The sequence below is a fragment of the Streptococcus mitis genome (assembly GCF_003942695.1).
In the GTDB taxonomy this organism is placed as follows: Bacteria; Bacillota; Bacilli; order Lactobacillales; family Streptococcaceae; genus Streptococcus; species Streptococcus mitis_BD.
In genome coordinates, this window is the sequence record NZ_RJNU01000007.1 from 23,723 (window position 1) to 46,206 (window position 22,484).

General features: G+C 42.9%; 25 protein-coding genes, 1 pseudogene and 2 riboswitches. Of the genes and pseudogenes, 20 read left to right on the forward strand and 6 right to left on the reverse strand.

What is annotated here, in order from left to right; genetic code table 11:
• Nucleotides 1-43 precede the first annotated feature (43 nt).
• Nucleotides 44-1,045 (reverse strand): DNA-binding transcriptional regulator GalR, encoded by a 1,002-nt coding sequence (gene galR, locus D8852_RS06385; protein WP_061419342.1) that lies wholly within the window; start codon nucleotides 1,043-1,045, stop codon nucleotides 44-46.
• A 164-nt stretch (nucleotides 1,046-1,209) separates the two neighbouring features.
• Here galR and D8852_RS06390 point away from each other — a divergent pair, with 164 nt between their 5' ends.
• From D8852_RS06390 to pyrE, 10 genes and pseudogenes are all read left to right on the forward strand, one after another.
• The gene (locus D8852_RS06390; protein ID WP_125416238.1) at nucleotides 1,210-2,388 is read left to right on the forward strand and encodes a galactokinase; all 1,179 of its coding nucleotides are present in this window, start codon (nucleotides 1,210-1,212) and stop codon (nucleotides 2,386-2,388) included.
• Nucleotides 2,389-2,399: 11 nt separating this feature from the next.
• Nucleotides 2,400-3,059 (forward strand): HAD family hydrolase, encoded by a 660-nt coding sequence (locus D8852_RS06395; RefSeq protein WP_084975694.1) that lies wholly within the window; start codon nucleotides 2,400-2,402, stop codon nucleotides 3,057-3,059.
• A complete protein-coding gene (locus tag D8852_RS06400) occupies nucleotides 3,056-4,543 on the forward strand; it encodes a UDP-glucose--hexose-1-phosphate uridylyltransferase (protein ID WP_125425046.1) in 1,488 nt (495 codons plus the stop codon). The genes D8852_RS06395 and D8852_RS06400 overlap by 4 nt, the downstream gene beginning before the upstream one ends.
• 69 nt (nucleotides 4,544-4,612) lie before the next feature.
• Nucleotides 4,613-5,017, forward strand: coding sequence for a PaaI family thioesterase (locus tag D8852_RS06405; RefSeq protein WP_125425047.1), 405 nt, complete (start codon nucleotides 4,613-4,615; stop codon nucleotides 5,015-5,017).
• 70 nt (nucleotides 5,018-5,087) lie between these two features.
• Nucleotides 5,088-5,261 (forward strand): annotated as a pseudogene (locus D8852_RS06410) (AAA family ATPase); the annotation flags it as partial.
• A 106-nt stretch (nucleotides 5,262-5,367) separates the two neighbouring features.
• Nucleotides 5,368-6,720, forward strand: coding sequence for a UDP-N-acetylmuramoyl-L-alanine--D-glutamate ligase (gene murD, locus D8852_RS06415; RefSeq protein ID WP_125425049.1), 1,353 nt, complete (start codon nucleotides 5,368-5,370; stop codon nucleotides 6,718-6,720).
• Between the two features lies 1 nt (nucleotide 6,721).
• Nucleotides 6,722-7,780 (forward strand): UDP-N-acetylglucosamine--N-acetylmuramyl-(pentapeptide) pyrophosphoryl-undecaprenol N-acetylglucosamine transferase, encoded by a 1,059-nt coding sequence (locus D8852_RS06420; protein WP_125425050.1) that lies wholly within the window; start codon nucleotides 6,722-6,724, stop codon nucleotides 7,778-7,780.
• A gap of 9 nt (nucleotides 7,781-7,789) precedes the next feature.
• The gene (locus tag D8852_RS06425; RefSeq protein WP_125425051.1) at nucleotides 7,790-8,908 is read left to right on the forward strand and encodes a cell division protein FtsQ/DivIB; all 1,119 of its coding nucleotides are present in this window, start codon (nucleotides 7,790-7,792) and stop codon (nucleotides 8,906-8,908) included.
• A 190-nt stretch (nucleotides 8,909-9,098) separates the two neighbouring features.
• Complete coding sequence (pyrF, locus tag D8852_RS06430) at nucleotides 9,099-9,800, forward strand: orotidine-5'-phosphate decarboxylase (protein WP_038805718.1); 702 nt, start codon at nucleotides 9,099-9,101, stop codon at nucleotides 9,798-9,800.
• Nucleotides 9,801-9,842: 42 nt separating this feature from the next.
• The gene (gene pyrE / locus D8852_RS06435; RefSeq protein WP_125425052.1) at nucleotides 9,843-10,475 is read left to right on the forward strand and encodes an orotate phosphoribosyltransferase; all 633 of its coding nucleotides are present in this window, start codon (nucleotides 9,843-9,845) and stop codon (nucleotides 10,473-10,475) included.
• Between the two features lie 61 nt (nucleotides 10,476-10,536).
• On the opposite strand, the gene D8852_RS06440 is transcribed toward pyrE, so the two are convergent.
• From D8852_RS06440 to D8852_RS06455, 4 genes are read right to left on the reverse strand one after another with little or no spacing between them, the layout of a single operon-like run.
• Complete coding sequence (locus D8852_RS06440; RefSeq protein WP_125425053.1) at nucleotides 10,537-11,403, reverse strand: cysteine ABC transporter substrate-binding protein; 867 nt, start codon at nucleotides 11,401-11,403, stop codon at nucleotides 10,537-10,539.
• An 11-nt stretch (nucleotides 11,404-11,414) separates the two neighbouring features.
• A complete protein-coding gene (locus tag D8852_RS06445) occupies nucleotides 11,415-12,173 on the reverse strand; it encodes an amino acid ABC transporter ATP-binding protein (protein WP_125425054.1) in 759 nt (252 codons plus the stop codon).
• Nucleotides 12,174-12,851 (reverse strand): amino acid ABC transporter permease, encoded by a 678-nt coding sequence (locus D8852_RS06450; RefSeq protein ID WP_125425055.1) that lies wholly within the window; start codon nucleotides 12,849-12,851, stop codon nucleotides 12,174-12,176.
• Nucleotides 12,811-13,491 carry an amino acid ABC transporter permease gene (locus D8852_RS06455; RefSeq protein WP_125425056.1) on the reverse strand — a complete coding sequence of 227 codons (681 nt, stop codon included), beginning with the start codon at nucleotides 13,489-13,491 and terminating at the stop codon, nucleotides 12,811-12,813. Before D8852_RS06455 ends, D8852_RS06450 begins: the two co-directional genes overlap by 41 nt.
• A gap of 211 nt (nucleotides 13,492-13,702) precedes the next feature.
• On the opposite strand from D8852_RS06455, the gene lctO reads away from it, so the two are divergent.
• The 8 genes from lctO to thiE all read left to right on the forward strand — a co-directional run bounded on the left by lctO (nucleotide 13,703) and on the right by thiE (nucleotide 20,500).
• Nucleotides 13,703-14,848, forward strand: coding sequence for an L-lactate oxidase (gene lctO / locus D8852_RS06460; RefSeq protein WP_125425057.1), 1,146 nt, complete (start codon nucleotides 13,703-13,705; stop codon nucleotides 14,846-14,848).
• Between the two features lie 148 nt (nucleotides 14,849-14,996).
• A riboswitch (TPP riboswitch) is annotated at nucleotides 14,997-15,085 on the forward strand.
• A 157-nt stretch (nucleotides 15,086-15,242) separates the two neighbouring features.
• Entirely contained in the window at nucleotides 15,243-15,803 is a 561-nt protein-coding gene (locus D8852_RS06465; protein WP_185755591.1) for an ECF transporter S component, read from the forward strand.
• Complete coding sequence (locus D8852_RS06470) at nucleotides 15,804-17,189, forward strand: ATP-binding cassette domain-containing protein (protein ID WP_125425059.1); 1,386 nt, start codon at nucleotides 15,804-15,806, stop codon at nucleotides 17,187-17,189.
• Nucleotide 17,190: 1 nt separating this feature from the next.
• The gene (locus D8852_RS06475; RefSeq protein ID WP_125425060.1) at nucleotides 17,191-17,841 is read left to right on the forward strand and encodes an energy-coupling factor transporter transmembrane component T; all 651 of its coding nucleotides are present in this window, start codon (nucleotides 17,191-17,193) and stop codon (nucleotides 17,839-17,841) included.
• 10 nt (nucleotides 17,842-17,851) lie between these two features.
• Nucleotides 17,852-18,544, forward strand: coding sequence for a thiaminase II (tenA, locus tag D8852_RS06480; RefSeq protein WP_125425061.1), 693 nt, complete (start codon nucleotides 17,852-17,854; stop codon nucleotides 18,542-18,544).
• A gap of 3 nt (nucleotides 18,545-18,547) precedes the next feature.
• A complete protein-coding gene (gene thiW, locus D8852_RS06485; protein WP_125425062.1) occupies nucleotides 18,548-19,072 on the forward strand; it encodes an energy coupling factor transporter S component ThiW in 525 nt (174 codons plus the stop codon).
• A complete protein-coding gene (locus D8852_RS06490) occupies nucleotides 19,072-19,875 on the forward strand; it encodes a hydroxyethylthiazole kinase (protein WP_125425063.1) in 804 nt (267 codons plus the stop codon). Before thiW ends, D8852_RS06490 begins: the two co-directional genes overlap by 1 nt.
• Nucleotides 19,868-20,500 (forward strand): thiamine phosphate synthase, encoded by a 633-nt coding sequence (thiE, locus tag D8852_RS06495; RefSeq protein WP_125399061.1) that lies wholly within the window; start codon nucleotides 19,868-19,870, stop codon nucleotides 20,498-20,500. The genes D8852_RS06490 and thiE overlap by 8 nt, the downstream gene beginning before the upstream one ends.
• 46 nt (nucleotides 20,501-20,546) lie before the next feature.
• Here thiE and thiD read toward each other — a convergent pair whose 3' ends face one another.
• On the reverse strand, nucleotides 20,547-21,338 hold the full coding sequence (gene thiD / locus D8852_RS06500) for a bifunctional hydroxymethylpyrimidine kinase/phosphomethylpyrimidine kinase (protein WP_125399060.1): 792 nt from the start codon (nucleotides 21,336-21,338) through the stop codon (nucleotides 20,547-20,549).
• A gap of 82 nt (nucleotides 21,339-21,420) precedes the next feature.
• A riboswitch (TPP riboswitch) is annotated at nucleotides 21,421-21,518 on the reverse strand.
• Nucleotides 21,519-21,699: 181 nt separating this feature from the next.
• On the opposite strand from thiD, the gene D8852_RS06505 reads away from it, so the two are divergent.
• A complete protein-coding gene (locus tag D8852_RS06505; protein WP_125399059.1) occupies nucleotides 21,700-22,095 on the forward strand; it encodes a CopY/TcrY family copper transport repressor in 396 nt (131 codons plus the stop codon).
• 10 nt (nucleotides 22,096-22,105) lie between these two features.
• Nucleotides 22,106-22,477, forward strand: a complete 372-nt coding sequence (locus tag D8852_RS06510) for a cupredoxin domain-containing protein (protein WP_038804415.1) — start codon at nucleotides 22,106-22,108, stop codon at nucleotides 22,475-22,477.
• Nucleotides 22,478-22,484 lie beyond the last annotated feature (7 nt).

Below are 22,484 nucleotides of genomic sequence, written 5' to 3' on the forward strand. Positions count from 1 at the left end.
GAGACTCTCTATTAGGATTTTTTGCGTTGCTATATTTGTTGAGTTATGGCAGCGTACTCTCTCTCAAAGTCAGTCTGGTTCCCAGCATGGTTAGGCTAGGGATTTTGCGACCGTGGAGAACTTCCTTGTTAAGAATATCCATACCTGCTCGGCCCATTTCCTCAGTATAGACCGTGATACTAGAGAGGGGAGGGTAGACTTGCTTGGTCAGGCTAGTGTCGTTAAAAGAAATGAGGCTGACGCGGTCTGGTAGGCTAATTCCAGCTTCTTGAAGGGCACGGAGGGCACCGATGGCTAAACTATCGCTGGCGGCGAAAAAGGCTGGTGGGAGTTGGTCTCCCAACTTGTGAATGGCCTTCTTCATCAAGTCATAGCCAGACTGGGCAGTAAAGCTTCCCTGAAAGACCAGTTCTTCATGGTAGATAACTTTTGCTTGGGTAATGTCTTTGAAATTTTCTAGTCGCTTATCCTGGATAATTTCTTCCTGGTCGGTTGTTTCCTCAAGTCCTGTGAGAATTCCGATACGGTTCATCCCTTGGCTGAGGAAATGGTCTACAACTTGTTTTACAGCAGTGTAAAAGTCAGTGATAATACAGGTGTGACCTAGTGAGAGGGTATCGCTGTCTATAAAGACTAAGGGTTTTTGGTATTCTTCAAAGGCAGAGATCTGTGCTCGGCTAAATTTTCCGATGCAGAGAATGCCAATCACTTCCTCGCTTAATGTAAAAGGATGGTCATTAAAATAGCGCAAGATATCATAGTCCAACTCTTGGGCTCTTTTTTCAATACCGAGACGAATCTGGTAGTAGTAGAGGTCGTCCAACTCCCCTTGTTCGCTGACCCATTGGATAATAGCAATCTTTTGCTTGGGTTTGTGGGATTCGCCTGTCTTGAGGTGCTTGGTGTAGCCCAGCTCTTCAGCGACGGTTAAAATGCGGTGTCGGGTTTCTTCTGTGACAGATAGGCTCTGGTCGCGATTGAGGACACGAGATACGGTCGCGATAGAGACAGAGGCTAGCTGTGCAATGTCTTTTAAGGTAGCCATAAATCCTCCTTCTTTTAGGTTAGTATATCATATTTTTCTTCTTTTTACCGATTGTTTAGTAAAACTTTAGTAAAAAGGATTGACCTTAGCAAAAGCCTTGGATACAATAGAAGAAAACGATTACACGTTAAGATGACTTAACGGACAGTCAAAGGAGAATTCATATGACACAACATCTTACTGCTGAAGCCCTTCGCAAAGACTTTCTTGCCGTTTTTGGTCAAGAAGCAGACCAAACTTTCTTTTCACCAGGTCGTATCAATCTGATTGGTGAACACACAGACTACAACGGTGGGCACGTTTTTCCAGCGGCTATTTCCTTGGGAACCTATGGAGCGGCTCGCAAGCGTGACGACCAAGTTTTGTGTTTCTACTCAGCCAACTTTGAGGACAAGGGTATCATCGAAGTGCCTCTTGCTGACCTCAAATTTGAAAAAGAGCACAGCTGGACCAACTATCCAAAAGGAGTTCTTCATTTCTTGCAAGAAGCTGGGCACGTGATTGACAAAGGGTTTGATTTTTATGTTTATGGGAATATCCCAAATGGAGCTGGCTTGTCATCATCGGCATCTTTGGAACTTTTGACTGGTGTTGTGGCAGAGCATCTCTTTGATTTAAAACTAGACCGTCTGGATTTGGTAAAAATCGGAAAACAAACAGAAAATAACTTTATCGGAGTGAATTCTGGTATCATGGACCAGTTTGCTATCGGTATGGGAGCTGACCAACGTGCCATTTACCTAGATACCAACAACTTGGAGTATGACTTGGTGCCACTTGATTTGAAGGACAATGTTGTTGTTATCATGAACACCAACAAACGTCGTGAACTAGCAGATTCTAAGTATAATGAACGCCGTGCTGAGTGTGAAAAAGCAGTAGAAGAATTGCAAGTTGCCTTGGATATTCAGACCTTGGGTGAATTGGATGAGTGGGCCTTTGACCAATACAGCTATCTGATTAAAGACGAAAATCGTTTAAAACGTGCTCGCCATGCTGTGCTTGAAAATCAACGTACTCTTAAAGCTCAAGCAGCTCTTCAGGCAGGTGATTTGGAAACATTTGGTCGCTTGATGAATGCTTCTCACGTTTCTCTTGAGCATGATTATGAAGTAACTGGCTTGGAATTGGATACCCTTGTTCACACTGCTTGGAATCAGGAAGGTGTTCTGGGTGCTCGTATGACAGGAGCAGGTTTTGGTGGCTGTGCCATTGCCTTGGTGCAAAAAGATGATGTTGAGGCCTTTAAGGAAGCTGTAGGCAAACGCTACGAGGAAGTCGTTGGATATGCTCCAAGCTTCTATATCGCTGAAGTTGCATCGGGGACTCGAGTTTTAGACTAGGAGAGAAGTAAATGGAAGCTGTAATATTTGATTTAGATGGCTTATTAGCTGATACTGAGATCATTTCTCTAAAAGTTTATCAAGAATTGCTTGAAGATTTTGGAATTCCTTTCACAGAAGAAACCTATTCTAGAGAATACAGTGGACATAGGGAAGAGGAGAATGTTCAACGATTTTTGGATACCTATGATTTACCTTGGAACTTTGACCAAACCTTGGAAAAAGTTTATGAACTGGAAGCTCGAATATTAGCCAAAGGTGTAAATTTAAAAAAAGGTGCTAAAAATTTGCTTGCTTTTTTGCAAAGAGAAGGTATTCCAATCGCTTTAGCAACTTCAAGTGTTGAATCTAGAGCTAGAATGATTTTGGATAGTAATGGTATACTGTCCCTATTTGACCATCTAGTTTTTGCAAAAGATGTAAAGCGAAGCAAACCTTACCCTGATATATTTTTAAAGGCCTGCAGTGATTTGAATGTTTTACCAGAGAATTGCTTAGTATTAGAGGATAGTGAAGCAGGGATTGAAGCAGCGTATAGAGCTGGGATACCAGTTATTTGTATTCCAGACTTGAAAATGCCAGCACAGTCTTTCTTAAATAAAACAGAACAAGTTTTTCAGGATTTAGATGCTGTCAGAGACTATTTAGAAAGTAAGAAGGAGAATCAATGAGTCAGGGAGTTCTAGATGCATTTATCACGGAAGTCATTGGTGAAAGTTCATTTGAGGAAATGGATCGAATCTACCTGACCAATCGTGTTTTGGCTCGAGTGGGCGAAGGTGTTTTGGAAGTTGAGACTGATCTAGATGAGTTGATTGACCTCAAGGACCAGCTTGTCGAGGAGGCGGTTCGATTAGAGACGATTGAGGACAGTCAGACTGCGCGTGAAATCCTCGGTGCTGAACTGATGGACTTGGTAACCCCTTGTCCAAGTCAGGTTAATCGTGACTTTTGGACAACCTATGCTCACTCTCCTGAGCAGGCGATAGGGGATTTTTACCAGCTCAGCCAGAAAAATGACTACATCAAGCTCAAGGCTATTTCTAAGAATATCGCTTATCGCGTTCCATCTGACTATGGAGAACTTGAGATTACCATTAACCTCTCTAAGCCTGAAAAGGATCCAAAGGAGATTGCGGCGGCTAAGTTGGTTCAAGCTAGCAATTACCCACAGTGTCAACTCTGTCTAGAGAATGAAGGCTACCATGGTCGGGTTAACCATCCAGCTCGTAGTAACCACCGAATTATCCGTTTTGAAATGGCCGGTCAGGAGTGGGGTTTCCAGTATTCGCCCTATGCTTACTTTAATGAGCACTGTATTTTCTTAGATGGCCAGCATCGTCCCATGGCCATTAGTCGTCAGAGTTTTGAGCGTCTGCTAGCGATCGTAGAGCAGTTTCCAGGCTATTTTGCTGGATCTAATGCCGATCTGCCGATAGTGGGGGGGTCTATTCTAACTCATGACCACTATCAGGGAGGCCGTCACGTGTTTCCTATGGAATTAGCTCCTTTGCAAAAGACCTTCCGATTTACTGGTTTTGAACAGGTCAAGGCAGGGATTGTCAAGTGGCCTATGTCAGTGCTACGTTTGACTTCGGATTTCAAAGAAGATTTGATCAACTTGGCTGACAAGATTTTACAGGAATGGCGCCAGTATTCAGATCCTGCAGTGCAGATTTTGGCAGAAACAGACGGGACACCACATCACACCATTACACCGATTGCTCGTAAACGCGACGGTCAGTTTGAATTGGACTTGGTCTTGCGAGATAATCAGACTTCTGCAGAGCATCCTGACGGCCTCTACCATCCCCATAAGGATGTCCAACATATCAAGAAGGAAAATATTGGCTTGATTGAGGTCATGGGCTTGGCTATTTTGCCACCACGCCTGAAATCAGAAGTGGAGCAAGTCGCTAGCTACCTCGTGGGAGAAGTGGACACAGTTGCGACTTATCATCAGGAATGGGCAGAGCAGCTCAAAGTCCAACATCCAGATCTGACGGATAAAGAAAAAGCCCTTGAAATCGTTAAGGACTCTGTGGGTGCTGTCTTTGCGCGTGTTTTGGAGGACGCAGGGGTTTACAAGCAGACGGAGCAAGGACAGGCAGCCTTTATGCGCTTTGTAGAACAGGTTGGAATTTTACCAGACTAGGAGCTTTCTCCTTGCACAGTCCTATAAAAAGTAGTATCATAGTGTCGTTTGAAATATCAGGAGGAAACGATGAAAGATTTTCATTTTGACGCTATATCTGCCTTTGAAAATTACGAAATAGACAAAATGAGAGATGGTCATGTTGTGGTGACGACGAAAGTAGTGGACTCGTCGCTCAACTACTATGGCAATGCCCATGGTGGCTATCTCTTTACTCTTTGTGACCAGATTAGTGGTTTGGTGGTCATTTCGCTAGGACTTGATGGAGTGACGCTCCAGTCCTCTATCAACTACCTCAAAGCAGGAAAACTAGATGATGTACTGACCATTAAAGGAGAATGTGTCCATCATGGACGCACAACCTGTGTGGTAGATGTCGATATCACCAATCAAGAGGGCAGAAATGTCTGCAAAGCAACCTTTACCATGTTTGTCACAGGACAAAGGTCAGAAGAAAGACAGGTAAGGATATAAAGTACTGAGAGTTGACCTGCACTCTAAGGGTTAAATATTTTTTGTCGAACTTTTGGAGTGCAGGTTAGTTTTGATTCTCGCAGATGAACCAACTGCTTCGCTAGACCCCAAAAACTCTGAGGAATTACTTTCTATCCTGGAATCTTTAAAAAATCCGAATCGGACCATTATTATTGCGACCCACAATCCTCTTATCTGGGAGCAAGTGGATCAAGTCATTCGAGTTACCGATTTATCTCGTTGATGATAAGAGAACATTAAGTTAGAAGAAAGAGTCACAAATACACTTTGTGGCTTTTTTATTTCCGTAAAAATGGTAAAATAGTAGGAGTAGAAATGGAGTTTGAGACATGAAAGTAATCGATCAATTTAAAAATAAGAAAGTCCTTGTTTTAGGTTTGGCTAAGTCTGGTGAGTCTGCGGCCCGTTTGTTGGACAAGCTGGGAGCTATTGTGACAGTAAATGACGGCAAGCCTTTTGAAGAAAATCCTGCTGCTCAAAGCTTGCTAGAAGAGGGAATCAAGGTTGTCACTGGTGGGCATCCTTTGGAATTATTGGATGAAGATTTCGCTCTGATGGTGAAAAATCCAGGGATTCCTTATAGCAATCCCATGATTGAAAAGGCTTTGGCAAAGGGTATTCCAGTCTTGACTGAGGTGGAGTTGGCTTACTTGATCTCAGAAGCGCCAATTATCGGTATCACTGGTTCAAATGGGAAAACAACCACAACGACGATGATAGGGGAGGTTTTGACTGCTGCTGGTCAACATGGTCTCTTATCAGGGAATATCGGCTATCCTGCAAGTCAAGTGGCTCAAACTGCAACAACCAAGGACACGCTTGTCATGGAACTTTCTTCTTTCCAACTGATGGGTGTTCAAGAATTCCATCCTGAGATTGCGGTTATTACCAACCTCATGCCCACTCATATCGACTACCATGGTTCTTTTGAGGAATATGTGGCAGCTAAGTGGAATATCCAGAACAAGATGACAGCAGCTGATTTCCTTGTCTTGAACTTTAACCAAGATTTGGCAAAAGAATTGGCTACTAGAACACAAGCCACTGTTGTTCCATTTTCAACACTTGAAAAGGTTGATGGAGCTTATCTGGAAGATGGTCAACTCTACTTCCGTGGGGAAGTGGTCATGCCAGCGAGTGAAATCGGTGTTCCAGGTAGCCACAATGTAGAAAATGCCCTTGCGACTATTGCGGTAGCCAAGCTCCGTGGTGTAGACAACCAAACCATCAAAGAAGTCTTGTCAGCTTTTGGTGGTGTGAAACACCGTCTCCAATTTGTAGATGAGATTAAGGGTGTCAAATTCTATAATGATAGCAAATCAACCAATATCTTGGCTACTCAAAAAGCCTTGTCAGGATTTGATAATAGTAAGGTTATCTTGATTGCAGGTGGTTTGGACCGCGGCAATGAGTTTGACGAATTGGTTCCAGATATTACAGGGCTCAAGAAGATGGTCATCCTCGGTCAGTCTGCAGAACGTGTCAAACGGGCAGCAGATAAGGTCGGTGTGGCTTATGTAGATGCGACAGATATTGCTGATGCGACTCGCAAGGCTTATGAGCTCGCGACTCAAGGAGATGTTGTTCTTCTCAGCCCTGCCAATGCTAGCTGGGATATGTATGCTAACTTTGAAGTACGTGGTGACCTCTTTATCGACACAGTAGCGGAGTTAAAGGGATAATATGAAAAAAATAGTTTTTACAGGTGGGGGAACAGTTGGACACGTCACCCTTAACCTTTTGTTAATGCCCAAGTTCATCGAAGACGGCTGGGAAGTCCACTATATCGGGGATAAGCATGGAATCGAACACCAAGAAATCCTCAAATCAGGCTTAAATGTGACCTTCCATTCCATTTCGACTGGGAAGTTGCGTCGCTATTTCTCTTGGCAAAACATGCTGGACGTGTTTAAAGTTGGTTGGGGAATTGTCCAATCCCTCTTTATCATGTTACGACTGCGTCCACAGGCTCTTTTTTCAAAGGGGGGATTTGTCTCTGTACCGCCGGTTATCGCTGCGCGTGTGTTAGGAGTGCCTGTCTTTATTCACGAATCGGACCTATCTATGGGCTTAGCCAATAAAATTGCCTATAAATTTGCGACTAAGATGTATTCAACTTTTGAGCAGGCTGCTGGTCTCGTAAAAGTCGAGCATGTGGGAGCAGTGACCAAGGTTTCGGACCAAAAAACTCTTGAACCAGATGAATTGGTGGATATCCAAACCCACTTTAATCCCAAATTGCCAACAGTATTGTTTGTCGGTGGTTCTGCAGGAGCTCGTGTCTTTAACCAATTGGTGACAGATCATAAGCAAGAACTGACCGAACGCTACAATATTATCAATCTCACTGGAGATTCAAGCCTGAACGAGTTGAGTCAAAATCTCTTTCGTGTTGATTATGTGACGGATCTCTATCAACCTTTGATGGAGATGGCAGATGTGGTGGTGACCCGTGGCGGTGCCAATACGATTTTCGAGCTCTTGGCTATGGCGAAACTCCATCTCATCGTACCATTGGGTCGTGAAGCAAGTCGAGGAGACCAGATTGAAAATGCTGCCTACTTTGTTAAGAAAGGCTATGCAGAAGAACTTCAAGAAAGTGACTTGACCTTGGAAAGCTTGGAGGAGAAACTCAGCCACCTGCTTAGTCACAAGGACCAATACCAAGCTAGCATGAAAGCTTCGACTGAATTGAAATCTCTTGCAGATTTTTACGATCTATTAAGAAAAGACCTAGCATAAGGAATATCAATGTCAAAGGATAAGAAAAAAGAATCAAACCAGAAGCAAGAATTGTCTGAATGGCAGAAACGAAACCAGGAATACTTGAAAAAGAAGGCTGAGGAAGAAGCTGCCCTAGCTGAGGAGAAAGAAAAGGAAAAACAAGCTCGAATGGAGGAAAACTCTAAGATGTTAGAGGAGGCCAAGAAATCCTCGAGTGAGTCAGATGAGGAAGCCTCAAGTACAAGCGAGGAACCCTCCGAGAAAGCTGAGAAAACTCAAAAGGATGATCCTAAAGTCAAAGAAGAAAAAGAAAAGAAGAAAAAAGAAAAATCAGAAAAACCTGCCAAGCCTAAAATTGCTCCTATTCATATTTGGCGAGCTGTGAGTATCTTGGTACCGAGTGTTCTGGTTCTCCTCCTTTCTATCTATCTCTTGACCCCTCTTTCGACTATCAAGCATATCGAGGTTAAGGGAAATGTCCAGACCCAAGCGGATGACATTAAACAAGTTTCTGGGATTCAGGACAGCGACTATACCTTAGCCCTATTGTTGGATAAGGAAACATACGCTGAGCAGATCAAGTCTAATCACTGGATAGAGTCAGCAAAGATTGACTACAAATTTCCGACAAACTTTACGATTGAAGTCAAAGAATTTGAGATTGTTGGCTACTATGTGACAGGTGAAGACCACTATCCAATCCTATCTAGTGGAACAATTGACTCAAGCCCTGTCAACCTTTTGAATCTGCCTGAGACCTACCTAACAGTCACCTTTAACGATGAGCAGCAGGTGAAAGAGCTGATAACAGGATTGTCTACCATCAGTGAGGATATCAAGAGTCAAATCCAGAAAATCGAATTAGCGCCAAGTAAGGCAACTGCTGATCTTTTAAAAATTACTATGCAGGATACAGATGAAATCTTGGTTCCCTTGTCAGAATTGAGTAAGAAATTGCCTTATTACAGCAAAATTAAGCCACAATTGTCAGAACCGAGCTTCATCGATATGGAGGCAGGAATCTATAGCACTAGCCTGGCTGATAAACGTTTAGAAGAAGCTGAGGAAAAGGCTAAACAAGAAGCTAAAGAAGCAGAGAAGAAAAAACAGGAAGAAAAAAAAGCTGAAGAAAAGAAACAAGAATAAGAATCTTCAGTTTTTACTTGACAAGTGTCGTTATAAATAATAGAATAGTAGAAAACTTTTAAAGCAGTCCAGAGAGGCAGCTAAGGTTAGACAGTGAAAGGGTGGAGACTACCCGTTTTTCGTGGAACCTAGCTGCTAGCAGGTTCCTTTTTTTGAGCAATGGACTGTCAGCAAAGAATAGGAGAAAAGAATGCGTGAGAGTCGCCCAGTCATTGCTCTGGATTTTCCAAGTTTCGAGGAAGCCAAAGAATTTTTAGCTCTTTTTCCAGCAGAGGAAAAACTCTATGTCAAGGTAGGAATGGAAATCTACTATGCAGTAGGTCCCGAGGTTGTGCGTTATTTAAAATCATTGGGACATAGTGTTTTTTTGGATCTCAAGTTGCATGATATTCCAAATACGGTCAAGTCAACCATGAAAATCTTGTCAAGTCTGGGTGTCGATATGACCAATGTTCAGGCTGCAGGTGGACTTGAGATGATGCAGGCCGCGCGTGAAGGTCTTGGTGATCAAGGGATTCTTATCGCGGTGACCCAATTGACCTCAACATCTGAAGAACAGATGCAAGACTGTCAAAATATCCAAACTAGTCTGCAAGAATCAGTGATTCACTATGCTAAGAAAACAGCTGAAGCTGGATTGGATGGAGTGGTTTGCTCAGCCCAAGAGGCACAGCTCATCAAGGAAGCTACAAACGAAGATTTTATCTGCTTGACACCAGGTATTCGACCAGCAGGTGCTGAAGCAGGGGATCAAAAACGAGTAGTGACCCCTGGTCAAGCCTATCAAATCGGTAGTGACTACATTGTAGTAGGCCGTCCAATCACACAGGCAGCAGACCCTGTAGCAGCTTACCATGCTATCAAGGAAGAATGGACACGCGATTGGGTCTAAAGCGTATTTGATTATAGATTTAAGGATAAGAAGGAGTATACCATGACACTTGCTAGAGACATTGCTAGCCATCTATTGAAAATTCAAGCGGTTTATCTCAAACCAGAAGAGCCTTTCACTTGGGCATCTGGGATCAAGTCACCTATCTATACGGATAATCGTGTGACTCTAGCTTACCCGGAAACTAGAACTTTGATTGAAAATGGTTTTGTGGATGCTATCAAAGCAGCCTTTCCAGAGGTAGAAGTCATTGCTGGTACAGCGACAGCAGGGATTCCACACGGAGCTATCATCGCGGACAAGATGAATCTACCATTTGCCTATATCCGTAGCAAGCCAAAAGACCATGGAGCCGGAAACCAAATCGAAGGCCGTGTAGCCCAGGGGCAAAAAATGGTAATTGTAGAAGACCTGATTTCAACTGGTGGCTCAGTTCTCGAAGCGGTGGCGGCTGCCAAGCGTGAAGGAGCAGATGTTCTCGGTGTAGTAGCCATTTTTAGCTATCAACTAGCAAAAGCAGATAAGAACTTTGCAAACGCAGGCGTGAAACTGGTGACTCTCTCAAACTACAGCGAGCTCATCCACCTAGCTCAGGAAGAAGGCTACATCACACCAGAGGGATTGGATCTCTTAAAACGCTTCAAAGAAGACCAAGAAAATTGGCAGAATGTTTAAGATATAGAAAAAATCAGGTAATTTCTAGGATTACCTGATTTCTTTTTATTTTCGGAAAGTATTAGTCAACTTTTCCACCTTCAACAACTAGATCATCTGCTTTAGCAGCGTCACCATAGGTTGGGTGAAGTGTTTTTTCATAGGCCTTGTGGAAGAAGTTTTCCTTGCCCAATTTTTCAATGTCTTTATTGATGAAGTCAAGCAATTCTTGGTTCCCTTTTTGAACTGCTGGTGCAATGGTATCTAGGTCACCGAGGGAAGTAATTCCTACTTCAAATCCTTTATTTTCGAGAGCCCAAGCTAGAACTTCCGTATTGTCAGTAGAGAAGGCATCTCCGCGTCCGTCAAGAAGGGCTTGGTAGGCATCGCTATATTGGTCATATTTTTGGAGTTTTACTTCTGGGTGATTTTTCTCAAAATAAGTTTCAGCAGTCGTTCCCTTTGTAACAATCAAGGTTTTGCCTTCTAATTCTTTGACGTCTTTGATGACTTTATCTTTTGGTGACACAACACCGAGTGATACTTTCATGTAAGGAAGGGCAAAATCAACTTGTTTCTTACGTTCATCAGTTACTGTAAAGTTAGCAAGAGTAATATCCACCTTGTTTGAAATCAAGTATTCCGCACGGTTGGCAGCATCAACGGAAACGTATTTGACTTTAACACCTAAGTCTTGAGCTAATTGGTTACCCAATTCGATATCGTAGCCTTGGTAAGAACCGTCGTTGTCAACATAACCAAATGGTTTTTTGTCTCCAAATACGGCGATTCGAAGCTCACCGCTTTTTTTGATTTCGTCAATAGTGCGGGCTTTGGCAGTTGCTTTTCCTGATGAAGTATCAGAGCTTCCACCTGAGCTACAAGCTGTGACAAAGATAAGCGCAAATGCTAGAGCAAAAACAGTTAGAATTGGTTTGATGATTTTCATAAAAATCTCCTTTATAGATATGAGCCGAACTGGCTAAAGTCAAATACGTTTAAAAATTCCTGTGCTCGTTTGGTTTGTGGATTGGTAAAGAAGGACTGAGCGGTTCCTTCTTCGGCAATCTTCCCTTGGTCTAGAAAGATAATCCGATCTGCGATGGCTTGGGCAAACTGCATTTCGTGGGTCACCAAGATCATGGTACGCCCTTCTTGAGCCAAATCATTGATGAGTTCCAGAACTTCACGCACCATTTCTGGATCCAGCGAAGCCGTCACTTCGTCAAAGAGGATAATTTCTGGATGCATGAGAAGGGCACGGACAATCGCCACTCGTTGTTTCTGTCCACCAGATAATTGTCTAGCGAAACTGTTTTTTTTATCAAGCAAACCCACACGTTCCAGTAGTTGCAATGCTTCTTCCGTTACTTCTTTCTTGTCCCGTCCTTGTGCCTTGATAGGACCTAAGATAAGGTTCTGCAGAACGTCCAGATGGGGAAAGAGTTCATAACTTTGAAAGACCATGCCAATCTTTTGACGAACCAGGTGAAAGTTTTTCTGGTTTCCAATAATGGACTGGCCATCAAGAAGAATGTCTCCACCTTGAATGGTTTCTAAGCCATTGAGACAGCGAAGTAGGGTACTTTTCCCGCAACCAGATGGTCCTAGAATGACGACAACTTCCCCCTTTTTGATATCCATGGAAAGTCCTTGGAGGATGGGATTATCTCCGAAGGATTTTTTTAGATCCTTGATTTCTAATATAGTATCAGACATTTAGTTCCTCCAGTGTTTTTCTAAGTGAGTAGATAGTTTGGAAATGGGGAAGCAAACTGCGAAATACAAGACCAGGATGGTCCCATAAATCCAAAAGGAAGCAGTTGGGATGGTCAAGCGATTGCTATCAATGATTTGCTGTCCCACTTTTGTGACTTCAACAACCCCAATCAAAACAACCAAAGAGGTGGTTTTGATCATCCGAGTGACGAGATTGATGGCCTGCGGAAGCAGTCTTCTCAAGACCTGAGGGATGATGATGTGGTGGTAAAGTTGGAAGGTCGTCAACCCCAGCGCCTGGCCGCTTTCAAACTGATGTTTAGGGAGGGAAGTGATAGCTCCACGAACCAAGTCTCCCATTTCAGCTGTTCCCCAGAGAGTAAAAACGATAATAGCAGAAGTCTCGCCTGAGATGTTGATATTAAAGTTTCGAGCCAAGCCGAAATAAATAATGAAGAGTAGCACCAGTTGGGGCATGATACGGATGAATTCTAGATAAAAACGTGTCAAGAAGCGAACGACTCTAGAATGAGAGGTCATGATGATTCCCATAACCGTACCGAAAATCATGGATAAGAGGACAGAGAGGATGGAAATCCCAATCGTGACTCCCAATCCCTGTAAGATCCGCAGGAGATTATTTCCCTGAAAGAGTACTTGTATTCCCGAATCCTGCATGGCGGAGCCTCCTTTCTATCCAACTAAAGAGCAATGATATAGGTAGAAGCATAATCAGATAAGCCACTACCAACATAGCCAGTGCAATGTCTGTCTCATAGTAAAGCCCGATCAAGTCCTTAGCAACATACATGAGATCGGCTAGAGCAACTGCAGAGAAAACTGAGGTTTCCTTAATCAAGAAAATCACATTAGCACTGAAGGACGGTAGGGCTACCGCAGTCGCTTGCGGAAGAACCACATAGCGAAAAACCTGTACAGGCGTTAGACCAATGGCTAGACCAATCTCGTGCTGGGTTTGACTAACTGCTTCCAGCCCGCTTCTGAAGGATTCCGCCATATAGGAGCCACCTAAAAAGATGAGCCCAACTGTTGCACAGACTTCTGAAGAAAGAACAATCCCTATTCGGGGAAGACCGAAGTAGAGAAAGAAGAGTTGGATCAAAAGAGGCGTGTTTCGTGACAATTCGATATAGGCTGTTGCTACTTGCGCCAAAATAGGAACGCGATAATGCCGAATAACACTAACGATTAGACCAACAAGAAAAGAACCCAAAATTCCCCAAACTGCGATATGTAGGGTCAGAAAGAATGCCTTTTGATAGAGCGGTGAATATTGTTCAACAATGGACCAATCCAAAATAGAACCTCCCATCTAGGAAAATGATACAGTTATTGTAGCACTAAAGGGCATGTTTGGATAATATGAATTTTTTATCACAATGATAGAAAATATTTATCATGTCTGTGATTTGAAATTTCCAGACAAATTTTTTGAAAGGATTCTGAAAAAGAGGTAAGATAGTTTATGTAAGATAAAGTAAACGCTTACTTAATAAGGAGGACACTTTATGTCATATAAAACAAGCAATGCAGAAGGACCTGTAGATTTTATTAACACTTATGATTTGGAGCCAATGGCGCAACAAGTCATTCCTAAAGCTGCCTTTGGTTATATTGCTAGTGGAGCAGAGGATACTTTCACTTTACGCGAGAACATCCGTGCCTTTAACCACAAACTTATTGTTCCTCATACGCTTTGTGATGTTGAAAATCCAAGTACAGAGATTGAATTTGCAGGTGAAAAATTATCTTCACCAATTATTATGGCGCCTGTTGCGGCTCATAAATTGGCAAATGAGCAGGGGGAAGTAGCTACTGCGCGTGGTGTGCATGAATTTGGTTCTCTTTATACAACCAGCTCTTACTCTACTGTCGACCTTCCAGAAATTACGGAAGCTCTTCAAGGGACACCTCATTGGTTCCAATTTTACTTTAGTAAGGATGACGGCATTAACCGCCACATCATGGACCGTGTGAAGGCTGAAGGCTACAAAGCGATTGTCTTGACGGCAGATGCAACTGTAGGGGGCAATCGTGAGGTAGACAAGCGTAATGGTTTTGTCTTCCCAGTTGGCATGCCTATCGTTGAAGAATATTTACCAGAAGGTGCTGGTAAGTCCATGGACTTTGTCTACAAATCAGCTAAGCAACGCTTGTCGCCACGAGATGTAGAATTTATCGCCGAATACTCAGGACTTCCTGTCTATGTCAAAGGTCCTCAATGCCGTGAAGATGTCGAACGTTCGCTTGCTGCAGGTGCTTCTGGTATCTGGGTAACCAACCACGGTGGCCGCCAAATCGACGGTGGGCCAGCGGCCTTTGACTCACTTCAAGAAGTAGCAGAAGCAGTTGATAAACGTGTGCCAATTGTCTTTGACTCTGGTGTTCGTCGTGGTCAGCACGTCTTTAAAGCTTTGGCTTCAGGAGCAGACTTGGTAGCTATTGGCCGCCCTGTGATCTATGGTTTGGCTCTTGGTGGTAGTGTTGGTGTGCGTCAAGTCTTTGAGCACTTGAATGCAGAATTGAAGACAGTCATGCAATTATCTGGAACTCAGACTATTGAGGATGTCAAACACTTCAAACTCCGTCACAACCCATACAACCCATACAACCCAACCTCCCCAGTCGACCCTCGTGAATTAAAATTGTATTGATAAAGAAGACGGCCTCCACCTTATGTGGAGGTTTTTCTTCGTGTATAAAAAGATTAAATCGTTATTAGAAACTATATAAATATATTTTCCAATCAAATATCTTGCTAGGGCTTTTAAATTCTGTTATACTGGTCCAGTAATTAAATAATAAAGACATTTGGGGTGCTTTAGGCTGAGATGATACCCATTGAACCTGATACAGTTAAGACTGGCGAAGGGAAATGTGAAAAGTTTTTTTCGTATGTCGAAAAGAACTGTCTAATCTTGTAAGGTAAACTCTAATTCTCGTTTGTAATTGGAGTTTTTTTGTTTATCAAAAGAGGATAGGCTTGACGGCAAGCCTTTTGGTAGCTCTCTTTGAATGCCCCAATTTTCTTTAAAAAAGGAGTTTTTTATGTTGAAAAAATGGCAGTTAAAAGATGTTATCTTGCTTGCTTTCTTGTCTATCTTTTTTGGTGGCGTTTTTGTGGGTTCGGGCTATCTGTTTGATATCCTCACCCTGATCTTGGTCCCTCTTGGTTTGCAGGCCTTTGCCAATGAAATCCTCTTTGGTCTCTGGTGTATGGCTGCGCCCATTGCGGCCATCTTTGTTCCAAGAGTCGGAAGTGCAACGATTGGAGAAGTGCTCGCTGCGCTTGCTGAAGTCCTTTATGGTAGCCAATTCGGTCTAGGCGCTCTTTTGTCTGGCTTGGTTCAAGGTTTGGGAAGTGAATTTGGTTTTCTCGTAACCAAGAATCGCTATGAATGTTGGCTCTCTCTAACTGCTAATAGTATTGGGATTACGCTTTTTAGCTTTGTCTATGAATACATTAAATTAGGTTACTATGCCTTTTCTCTTCCTTTTGTCCTTTCCTTGCTTGTGGTTCGTTTTATTTCTGTCTTTTTCTTCTGTACCATCTTGGTTCGTGCCATTGTCAAACTCTATCATCAGTTTGCAGCTGGAGGAAAGGCATAGATGGGGCTGGAACTACGGGGGATTCAGTCCCCAATCTTTTCGGAGCCGATTGATTTTACTTTTCATGCGCAAGCTTTTACCTTGTTAGTTGGGAGCAGTGGTTCAGGAAAATCCAGTCTCTTTCAAATCATTGCTCAAGTCAGTTCCTTGCCCTACAGTGGTCAAGTCCTGATAGATGGAAGCCAAGTCAGTCAGCTTTCTATCGTCGAACGTGTCCAGACGGTTGGCATTCTCTTTCAAAATCCCAATCACCAATTTACCATGGAGAACTTGTTTGAGGAGCTGATTTTTACCTTGGAGAATATCGGGCATCCTGTGCAAGAGATTGATGCTAAAATCGCAGAGGTGGTCCAGCAATGTCGTTGCGAGACAATCTTACACCGTCCCATCCATCACTTATCAGGTGGGGAAAAACAAAAGGCTGCTTTGGCTGTTCTCTTTGCCATGAATCCTAGGGTTTATCTCTTGGATGAACCCTTTGCTTCCATTGACCGAAAAAGTAGGATAGAGATCTTAGAGATTCTAAAAGACTTGGCCTCTAATGGGAAGACAGTTATTTTGTGCGACCATGATTTAACGGACTATGGAGCCTACATCGACCATATGGTGGAGCTAAGAGACGGACAACTGAGGGAAGTGTTTCAAATCCCTACCTCTGAGATGACACAGGTTGCTTCAAAGGAAGTTGCTTCTAACCCAGAACTATTCCATATGGACCGTGTGACTTGTGAGCTGGATCATCGCCCCCTCTTTTCGATTGCTGATTTTACGTTTTACCAAGGAATTTCCTGTATCTTGGGTGATAATGGTGTTGGGAAATCAACTCTCTTTCGCTCCATTCTTCAATTTCAAAAGTATAAGGGGCGCATTACTTGGAAGGGATCGGTTCTCAAAAAGAAAAAGAGTTTGTATCGTGACTTGACAGGTGTTGTTCAGGAGGCTGAGAAGCAGTTTATCAAGGTCAGTCTGCGAGAGGAACTGCAATTAGATAGCTCAGACTCTGAAAGAAATCAGCGGATTCTCCAAGCTTTACGATATTTTAATCTGGAGCAGGCACTCGATAAGAGTCCTTATCAATTAAGTGGTGGCCAGCAAAAGATTCTTCAGCTATTGACCATCTTGACCAGCAAGGCGTCTGTGATTTTGCTAGATGAACCATTTGCTGGTTTGGATGATAGAGCTTGTCATTATTTTTGCAAGTGGATTCTGGAGGACAGAGATCAAGGAAGAAGTTTTTTGATCATTAGCCATCGTTTAGATTCCTTGATTTCTGTGGTTGATTATTGGATTGAGATGACTAGTGAGGGTCTCCGTCATATTAAAGACGTGACAATCAGCAAACCTCTCAGTTTTCTGAGTAGGAATACTCAAGGGGAGGTGAGGTAGTATGATCAAAGTAGCAACTCAGATACCGATTATCAGTCTTTTCTTGCTGATTTTATCCTTGGAAACATCTTTCCTTCCTTCGATTGCTCTTAATCTTTCGGTAGTCGCATTTTGCATTCTCTTTATGCTCTACTACCGTCGATTTAAGATGTTGGCTTGGATGCTCGTACTCGCCATTTTACCATCCTTTGCTAACTACTGGGCAGTTCAGTTACATGGGGATGCTTCGCAGGCAGTGATACTTGAAACGAGGGCCTTTGTGACCGTTTGTATCGGCCTTGTCTTTGTTTCCAGTATTTCCCTAAAAGAGCTTCTCTTGTACTTGGCTCAAAAGGGGTTATCACGGTCTTGGGCCTATGCCTTGATAGTGGTATTCAATTCTTTTCCCCTTATTCAGCAAGAAATCAAGTCCCTCAAGGAAGCTTGCTTATTACGTGGTCAAGAACTGCATTTTTGGTCTCCCTTGATTTACAGCAAGGTTCTGATGACGGTCTTTAGGTGGCGCCATCTTTACCTGAGAGCTTTGTCGGCGCGCGGATATGACGAACATGCACAGGTGGAGAATAACTATCGAACCTTTTATATTCCTCAAAGGACAACATTGATCTACCTACTTTTCTTTTTATTGCTTCAAACCAGCCTATTTCTATAAAGGAGTTATTATGGAATTTACAGATATTGCGATGGAATTATCCAAGGAAGCTTGGCAGGCTTCCTTTCATCACCCATTTGTATTACAGTTACAAGAGGGAACGTTAGAACCTTCCATCTTTCGCTATTACCTGATTCAGGATGCCTACTACCTGAAGGCCTTCTCAGAAGCCTATCACCTCTTGGCTGATAAGACTTCCAACGAGGAGATGAAAAGACTCTTGAAACAAAATGCTCAGAGTCTAGTGGAGGGTGAATTATTTATCCGCCAACAATTTTTCAACGAATTAGGAATAAGCGACCAGGAAATGGAGCAACATCCAATCGCTCCAACCTGTTATCATTACATTTCTCATATTTATCGCCAGTTTGCAGAGCCAAACTTGGGCATTGCTTTTGCTAGTTTGCTCCCATGTCCTTGGTTATACCATGATTTGGGCAAGGAACTTAATCGCAAACCATCTCCGAATCCTCTTTATCAACAGTGGATTGAAACCTATATCACCGATGAGTTAGAACAGCAGATTAAAGAGGAAGAAGCCCTGGTCAATCAGCTCTATCGCGAAAGCAACGAGACAGACAAACAAAAAATGCTAGAGGCCTTCCATCGAAGTGTCCACATGGAAGCTAAGTTTTGGGAGATGGCTTACCAACATCAAACCTGGACGAGTGATTTACAGTCCTTAGAAAAAGAGAAGAAATAGAAAATGAGAAACCACCAATTACAAGTTCACAAATTGACCATTTTATCCATGATGATTGCTCTTGACGTAGTTCTTACACCCATCTTTCGAATTGAAGGGATGGCACCGATGTCCAGTGTAGTCAATATCCTAGCAGGGATCTTGATGGGACCTGTTTATGCTTTAGCTATGGCTACAGTCACAGCCTTTATCCGTATGACGACTCAAGGGATTCCGCCTTTAGCTCTCACAGGAGCTACTTTCGGAGCCCTCCTTGCAGGTCTCTTTTATAAGTATGGTAGAAAATTTTACTTTTCTGCCCTAGGAGAAATCTTGGGAACAGGGATAATCGGTTCCATTGTTTCCTATCCTGTTATGGTTCTCTTTACAGGATCTGCTGCGAAGCTTAGCTGGTTTATCTACACTCCTCGATTTTTCGGAGCAACCTTGATTGGTACAGCCATAGCTTTCCTCGCCTTTCGATTTTTAATCAAGCAGGAATTCTTTAAAAAAGTGCAGGGATATTTCTTTGGTGAAAGGATAGACTGATGCAGAAATTGACAAATCCTTTCCCTCTGGTAGCAAGTTCCTTGATTCACTGCATCACCAATGAGATTTCTTGTGAGATGCTGGCTAATGGCATTTTGGCTCTGGGATCTAAACCTGTCATGGCAGATGATCCCCGTGAGGTTCTTGATTTTACCAAACAAAGTCAGGCTCTCTTCATCAATTTGGGGCATTTGTCAGCCGAGAAGGAGAAAGCAATCCGTATGGCAGCTTCTTATGCAGACCAAGCTTGTCTCCCAATGGTAGTAGATGCTGTTGGCATAGCAACATCTCCCATTCGTAAGACCTTAGTCAGAGATCTTTTAGAATACAAGCCCACGGTCCTTAAAGGAAATATGTCGGAAATCCGAAGTCTTGTTGGCTTAAAACACCACGGAGTCGGAGTCGATGCGAGTGCTAAAGATCAAGAAACTGAAGATTTGCTTCAAGTCTTGAAAGACTGGTGTCAGCTTTATCCTGGTATGTCTTTCTTAGTCACTGGCCCCAAGGACCTCATCGTTTCGGCAAATCAGGTTGCTGTATTGGGAAATGGCTGTGACGAATTAGACTGGATAACAGGGACAGGAGACCTGGTTGGAGCCTTGACAGCCGTTTTTCTCAGCCAAGGAAAGACTGCCTTTGAAGCTTCTTGCCTAGCAGTTTCTTATCTCAATATCGCTGCTGAGAGAATACTTGTTCAAGGAATGGGATTGGAAGATTTTCGTTACCAAGTTCTCAATCAGCTCTCTCTCCTAAAAAGAGATGAAAATTGGCTAGATACCATCAAAGGAGATATTTATGAATAGAGAAGCACTCAGACTATATCTGGTAACCAATCGCTACCAAGATTCCTTGGAAAGCTTTCTTGAAAAAGTTGAGACGGCCTGCCGTTCAGGTGTTACCATGATCCAGCTACGAGAAAAAAATCTCACAACCAATCAATACTATCAGCTGGCAAAACAAGTCAAGGAAATAACCGATGCCTACCAAGTACCCTTAATTATCGATGATCGATTGGATGTTTGTCTTGCGGTTGATGCTGCAGGTTTGCATATTGGCGACGATGAACTACCAGTTTCGGTTGCCCGCAAAGTCTTGGGTCCTGAAAAAATACTCGGTGTCACTGCTAAAACGGTTAAAAGAGCCCTCGAAGCAGAAGAAGGAGGTGCGGATTACTTGGGAACAGGAGCCATTTTCCCGACTACGACCAAGGAGAATGCTCCTATCACCCTGATTTCAACCTTGAAAACAATTTGCCAAACGGTCGCTATTCCAGTAGTTGCTATTGGAGGCTTGACTTCAGAGAATATTGACCAACTTATTGGTACTGGTATTGCTGGAGTAGCCGTTGTCCGTGATTTGATGCAGGCAGAAGATATAGAGGCAAAAACGCAAGCATTTTTAACAAAGCTGGATGACATGATTTCCTAATCAAAAACTCTCTAATTCCCTTAAAGTGGGAACTAGAGAGTTTTTCTTAATCTTTAAAGCTTGTATGGTTGACTGGGCCAGAACCATGTCCGAGTTGAGGAGCGTCTTGGATGGCTTTCGTGATAAAGGCCTTGGCCTTATCAACTGCCTGGTAAAGGCTTCTGCCCTTGGCTAGTTCAGCCGTGATCACTGCTGCAAAGGTACATCCAGTACCATGGGTATGACAGGTTTGAATTCGTGGACTTTCCCAGACAAATTGCTCCTCCTTGGTAAAAAGGAAATCCTTAGCACCGCCTTCGAGATGGCCACCTTTGATAACCACAGACTGAGGACCAAATTCTTTTAAAATCAGGCGACCGGCACGTTGCATATCTTCAGGATCATGGATTGAGAAACCAACAATTTCTTCTGCCTCAGGAAGATTGGGTGTAATAATAGTTGCAAGGGGAAGCAGGTTTGTTTTTAGGTAGCTTCTCGCACTGGTATCAATCAGGGTATCACCGCTTGTTGCGACCATAACAGGGTCCAGCACATAGGGACAGTCCAGCTTTTTAAGATAGGGTTGGATAATCTCCATGATTTCAGTAGTTGCCAACATCCCAGTTTTTACAGCCTGAGGCTTGATATCCGAAAAGACACTTTCCAGTTGAGCTTTCAGCATTTGGTTGGAGACGTGCTCGATTAATTGAACGCCTCTGGTATTTTGAGCGACAAGGCTGGTGACAACAGCCATTCCATAGACATCTCTAGCTTGGAACGACTTCAAATCAGCCATAATGCCAGCACCGCCACTAGGGTCTGTCCCAGCAATGGTTAGAGCAACGGGTAAATAAGTCATCTAAAACCTCCCAACCAACTGAAGTTTGTATTCTTAAGAACAAGCTAGTCTGTTTGAGGAAAGTAATAGAAGACTGGGTAGTCCTCACTATTTTCCACTTCCATCAGCTAGCATTACCTAGATTGAGTCAAAGGGTCTAACAGTCGTTAATCTCAGCTTTACGCACCCCTAGTGGTTGTTTTCTTTTTTCTTCAGTATAGCATATTTTTATAGTTTATATAGTAAAATTTGACTGCAAATCTCTCGTTACAGGATTAGAATTCTTTTTCAAAGAAATAAGAATATTTATAGTTGACAAATGTAGATTTTCGGAGTATACTAATAACTGTAATCGACAAATGTAGATTTAGGAGGTGTGATTATGCAGATTTCAGATGCAGAATGGCAGGTCATGAAGATTATTTGGATGCAAGGAGAGCAGACCAGTACGGATTTGATCAGGGTTCTGGCGGAGCGGTTCGACTGGTCCAAGTCGACCATTCAAACTCTTTTGGCTCGTTTGGTTGAGAAAGAGTGTCTGACAAGGAAAAAAGAAGGCAAGTTCTTTGTCTATTCAGCCCTTTTAACTTTGGACCAAAGTCGGGATTTACTTGTCCAAGATATCAAGGACAAGGTTTGTTCTCGTAGGATTAAGAACTTGTTGGCTGATTTGATTGCTGAATGTGATTTTACTCAGGCTGACTTGGAAGACTTAGAAGCTGTGATTTCTAAGAAGAAATCAAGCGCTGTAACAGAAGTAAGATGTAATTGTATGTAAAGGAGACGTCATGTTAAATAGTATTGTAACCATTATTTGTATTGCCCTTATCGCGTTTATCTTGTTTTGGTTTTTCAAAAAGCCTGAAAAATCTGAACAAAAGGCCCAGCAAAAAAAGGGTTACCAAGAGATTCGAGTGGAAGTCAAAGGGGGCTATACGCCTGAGTTGATTATTCTTAAGAAATCAGTGCCAGCCCGTATCGTCTTTGACCGTAAGGACCCTTCACCCTGCCTAGATCAGATTGTTTTCCCAGATTTTGGAGTGCATGCGGACTTGCCTATGGGTGAAGAGTATGTAGTGGAAATCACACCTGAACAGGCTGGAGAGTATGGTTTCTCTTGTGGCATGAATATGATGCACGGCAAGATGATTGTAGAATAGGAGAATG

Bases quoted from the DNA above. Each gene is read 5' to 3' on its own strand.
- pyrE (WP_125425052.1), top strand. From the start codon at position 9,843: ATGACACTTGCTAGAGACATTGCTAGCCATCTATTGAAAATTCAAGCG.
- murD (WP_125425049.1), top strand. From the start codon at position 5,368: ATGAAAGTAATCGATCAATTTAAAAATAAGAAAGTCCTTGTTTTAGGT.
- pyrF (WP_038805718.1), top strand. From the start codon at position 9,099: ATGCGTGAGAGTCGCCCAGTCATTGCTCTGGATTTTCCAAGTTTCGAG.
- D8852_RS06465 (WP_185755591.1), top strand. From the start codon at position 15,243: ATGTTGAAAAAATGGCAGTTAAAAGATGTTATCTTGCTTGCTTTCTTG.
- D8852_RS06450 (WP_125425055.1), bottom strand. From the start codon at position 12,851: ATGCAGGATTCGGGAATACAAGTACTCTTTCAGGGAAATAATCTCCTG.
- tenA (WP_125425061.1), top strand. From the start codon at position 17,852: ATGGAATTTACAGATATTGCGATGGAATTATCCAAGGAAGCTTGGCAG.
- D8852_RS06440 (WP_125425053.1), bottom strand. From the start codon at position 11,403: ATGAAAATCATCAAACCAATTCTAACTGTTTTTGCTCTAGCATTTGCG.
- D8852_RS06425 (WP_125425051.1), top strand. From the start codon at position 7,790: ATGTCAAAGGATAAGAAAAAAGAATCAAACCAGAAGCAAGAATTGTCT.
- D8852_RS06395 (WP_084975694.1), top strand. From the start codon at position 2,400: ATGGAAGCTGTAATATTTGATTTAGATGGCTTATTAGCTGATACTGAG.
- D8852_RS06405 (WP_125425047.1), top strand. From the start codon at position 4,613: ATGAAAGATTTTCATTTTGACGCTATATCTGCCTTTGAAAATTACGAA.
- D8852_RS06445 (WP_125425054.1), bottom strand. From the start codon at position 12,173: ATGTCTGATACTATATTAGAAATCAAGGATCTAAAAAAATCCTTCGGA.
- thiE (WP_125399061.1), top strand. From the start codon at position 19,868: ATGAATAGAGAAGCACTCAGACTATATCTGGTAACCAATCGCTACCAA.
- D8852_RS06490 (WP_125425063.1), top strand. From the start codon at position 19,072: ATGCAGAAATTGACAAATCCTTTCCCTCTGGTAGCAAGTTCCTTGATT.
- D8852_RS06390 (WP_125416238.1), top strand. From the start codon at position 1,210: ATGACACAACATCTTACTGCTGAAGCCCTTCGCAAAGACTTTCTTGCC.
- D8852_RS06510 (WP_038804415.1), top strand. From the start codon at position 22,106: ATGTTAAATAGTATTGTAACCATTATTTGTATTGCCCTTATCGCGTTT.
- D8852_RS06420 (WP_125425050.1), top strand. From the start codon at position 6,722: ATGAAAAAAATAGTTTTTACAGGTGGGGGAACAGTTGGACACGTCACC.
- D8852_RS06505 (WP_125399059.1), top strand. From the start codon at position 21,700: ATGCAGATTTCAGATGCAGAATGGCAGGTCATGAAGATTATTTGGATG.
- D8852_RS06475 (WP_125425060.1), top strand. From the start codon at position 17,191: ATGATCAAAGTAGCAACTCAGATACCGATTATCAGTCTTTTCTTGCTG.
- lctO (WP_125425057.1), top strand. From the start codon at position 13,703: ATGTCATATAAAACAAGCAATGCAGAAGGACCTGTAGATTTTATTAAC.
- thiD (WP_125399060.1), bottom strand. From the start codon at position 21,338: ATGACTTATTTACCCGTTGCTCTAACCATTGCTGGGACAGACCCTAGT.
- galR (WP_061419342.1), bottom strand. From the start codon at position 1,045: ATGGCTACCTTAAAAGACATTGCACAGCTAGCCTCTGTCTCTATCGCG.
- thiW (WP_125425062.1), top strand. From the start codon at position 18,548: ATGAGAAACCACCAATTACAAGTTCACAAATTGACCATTTTATCCATG.
- D8852_RS06400 (WP_125425046.1), top strand. From the start codon at position 3,056: ATGAGTCAGGGAGTTCTAGATGCATTTATCACGGAAGTCATTGGTGAA.
- D8852_RS06470 (WP_125425059.1), top strand. From the start codon at position 15,804: ATGGGGCTGGAACTACGGGGGATTCAGTCCCCAATCTTTTCGGAGCCG.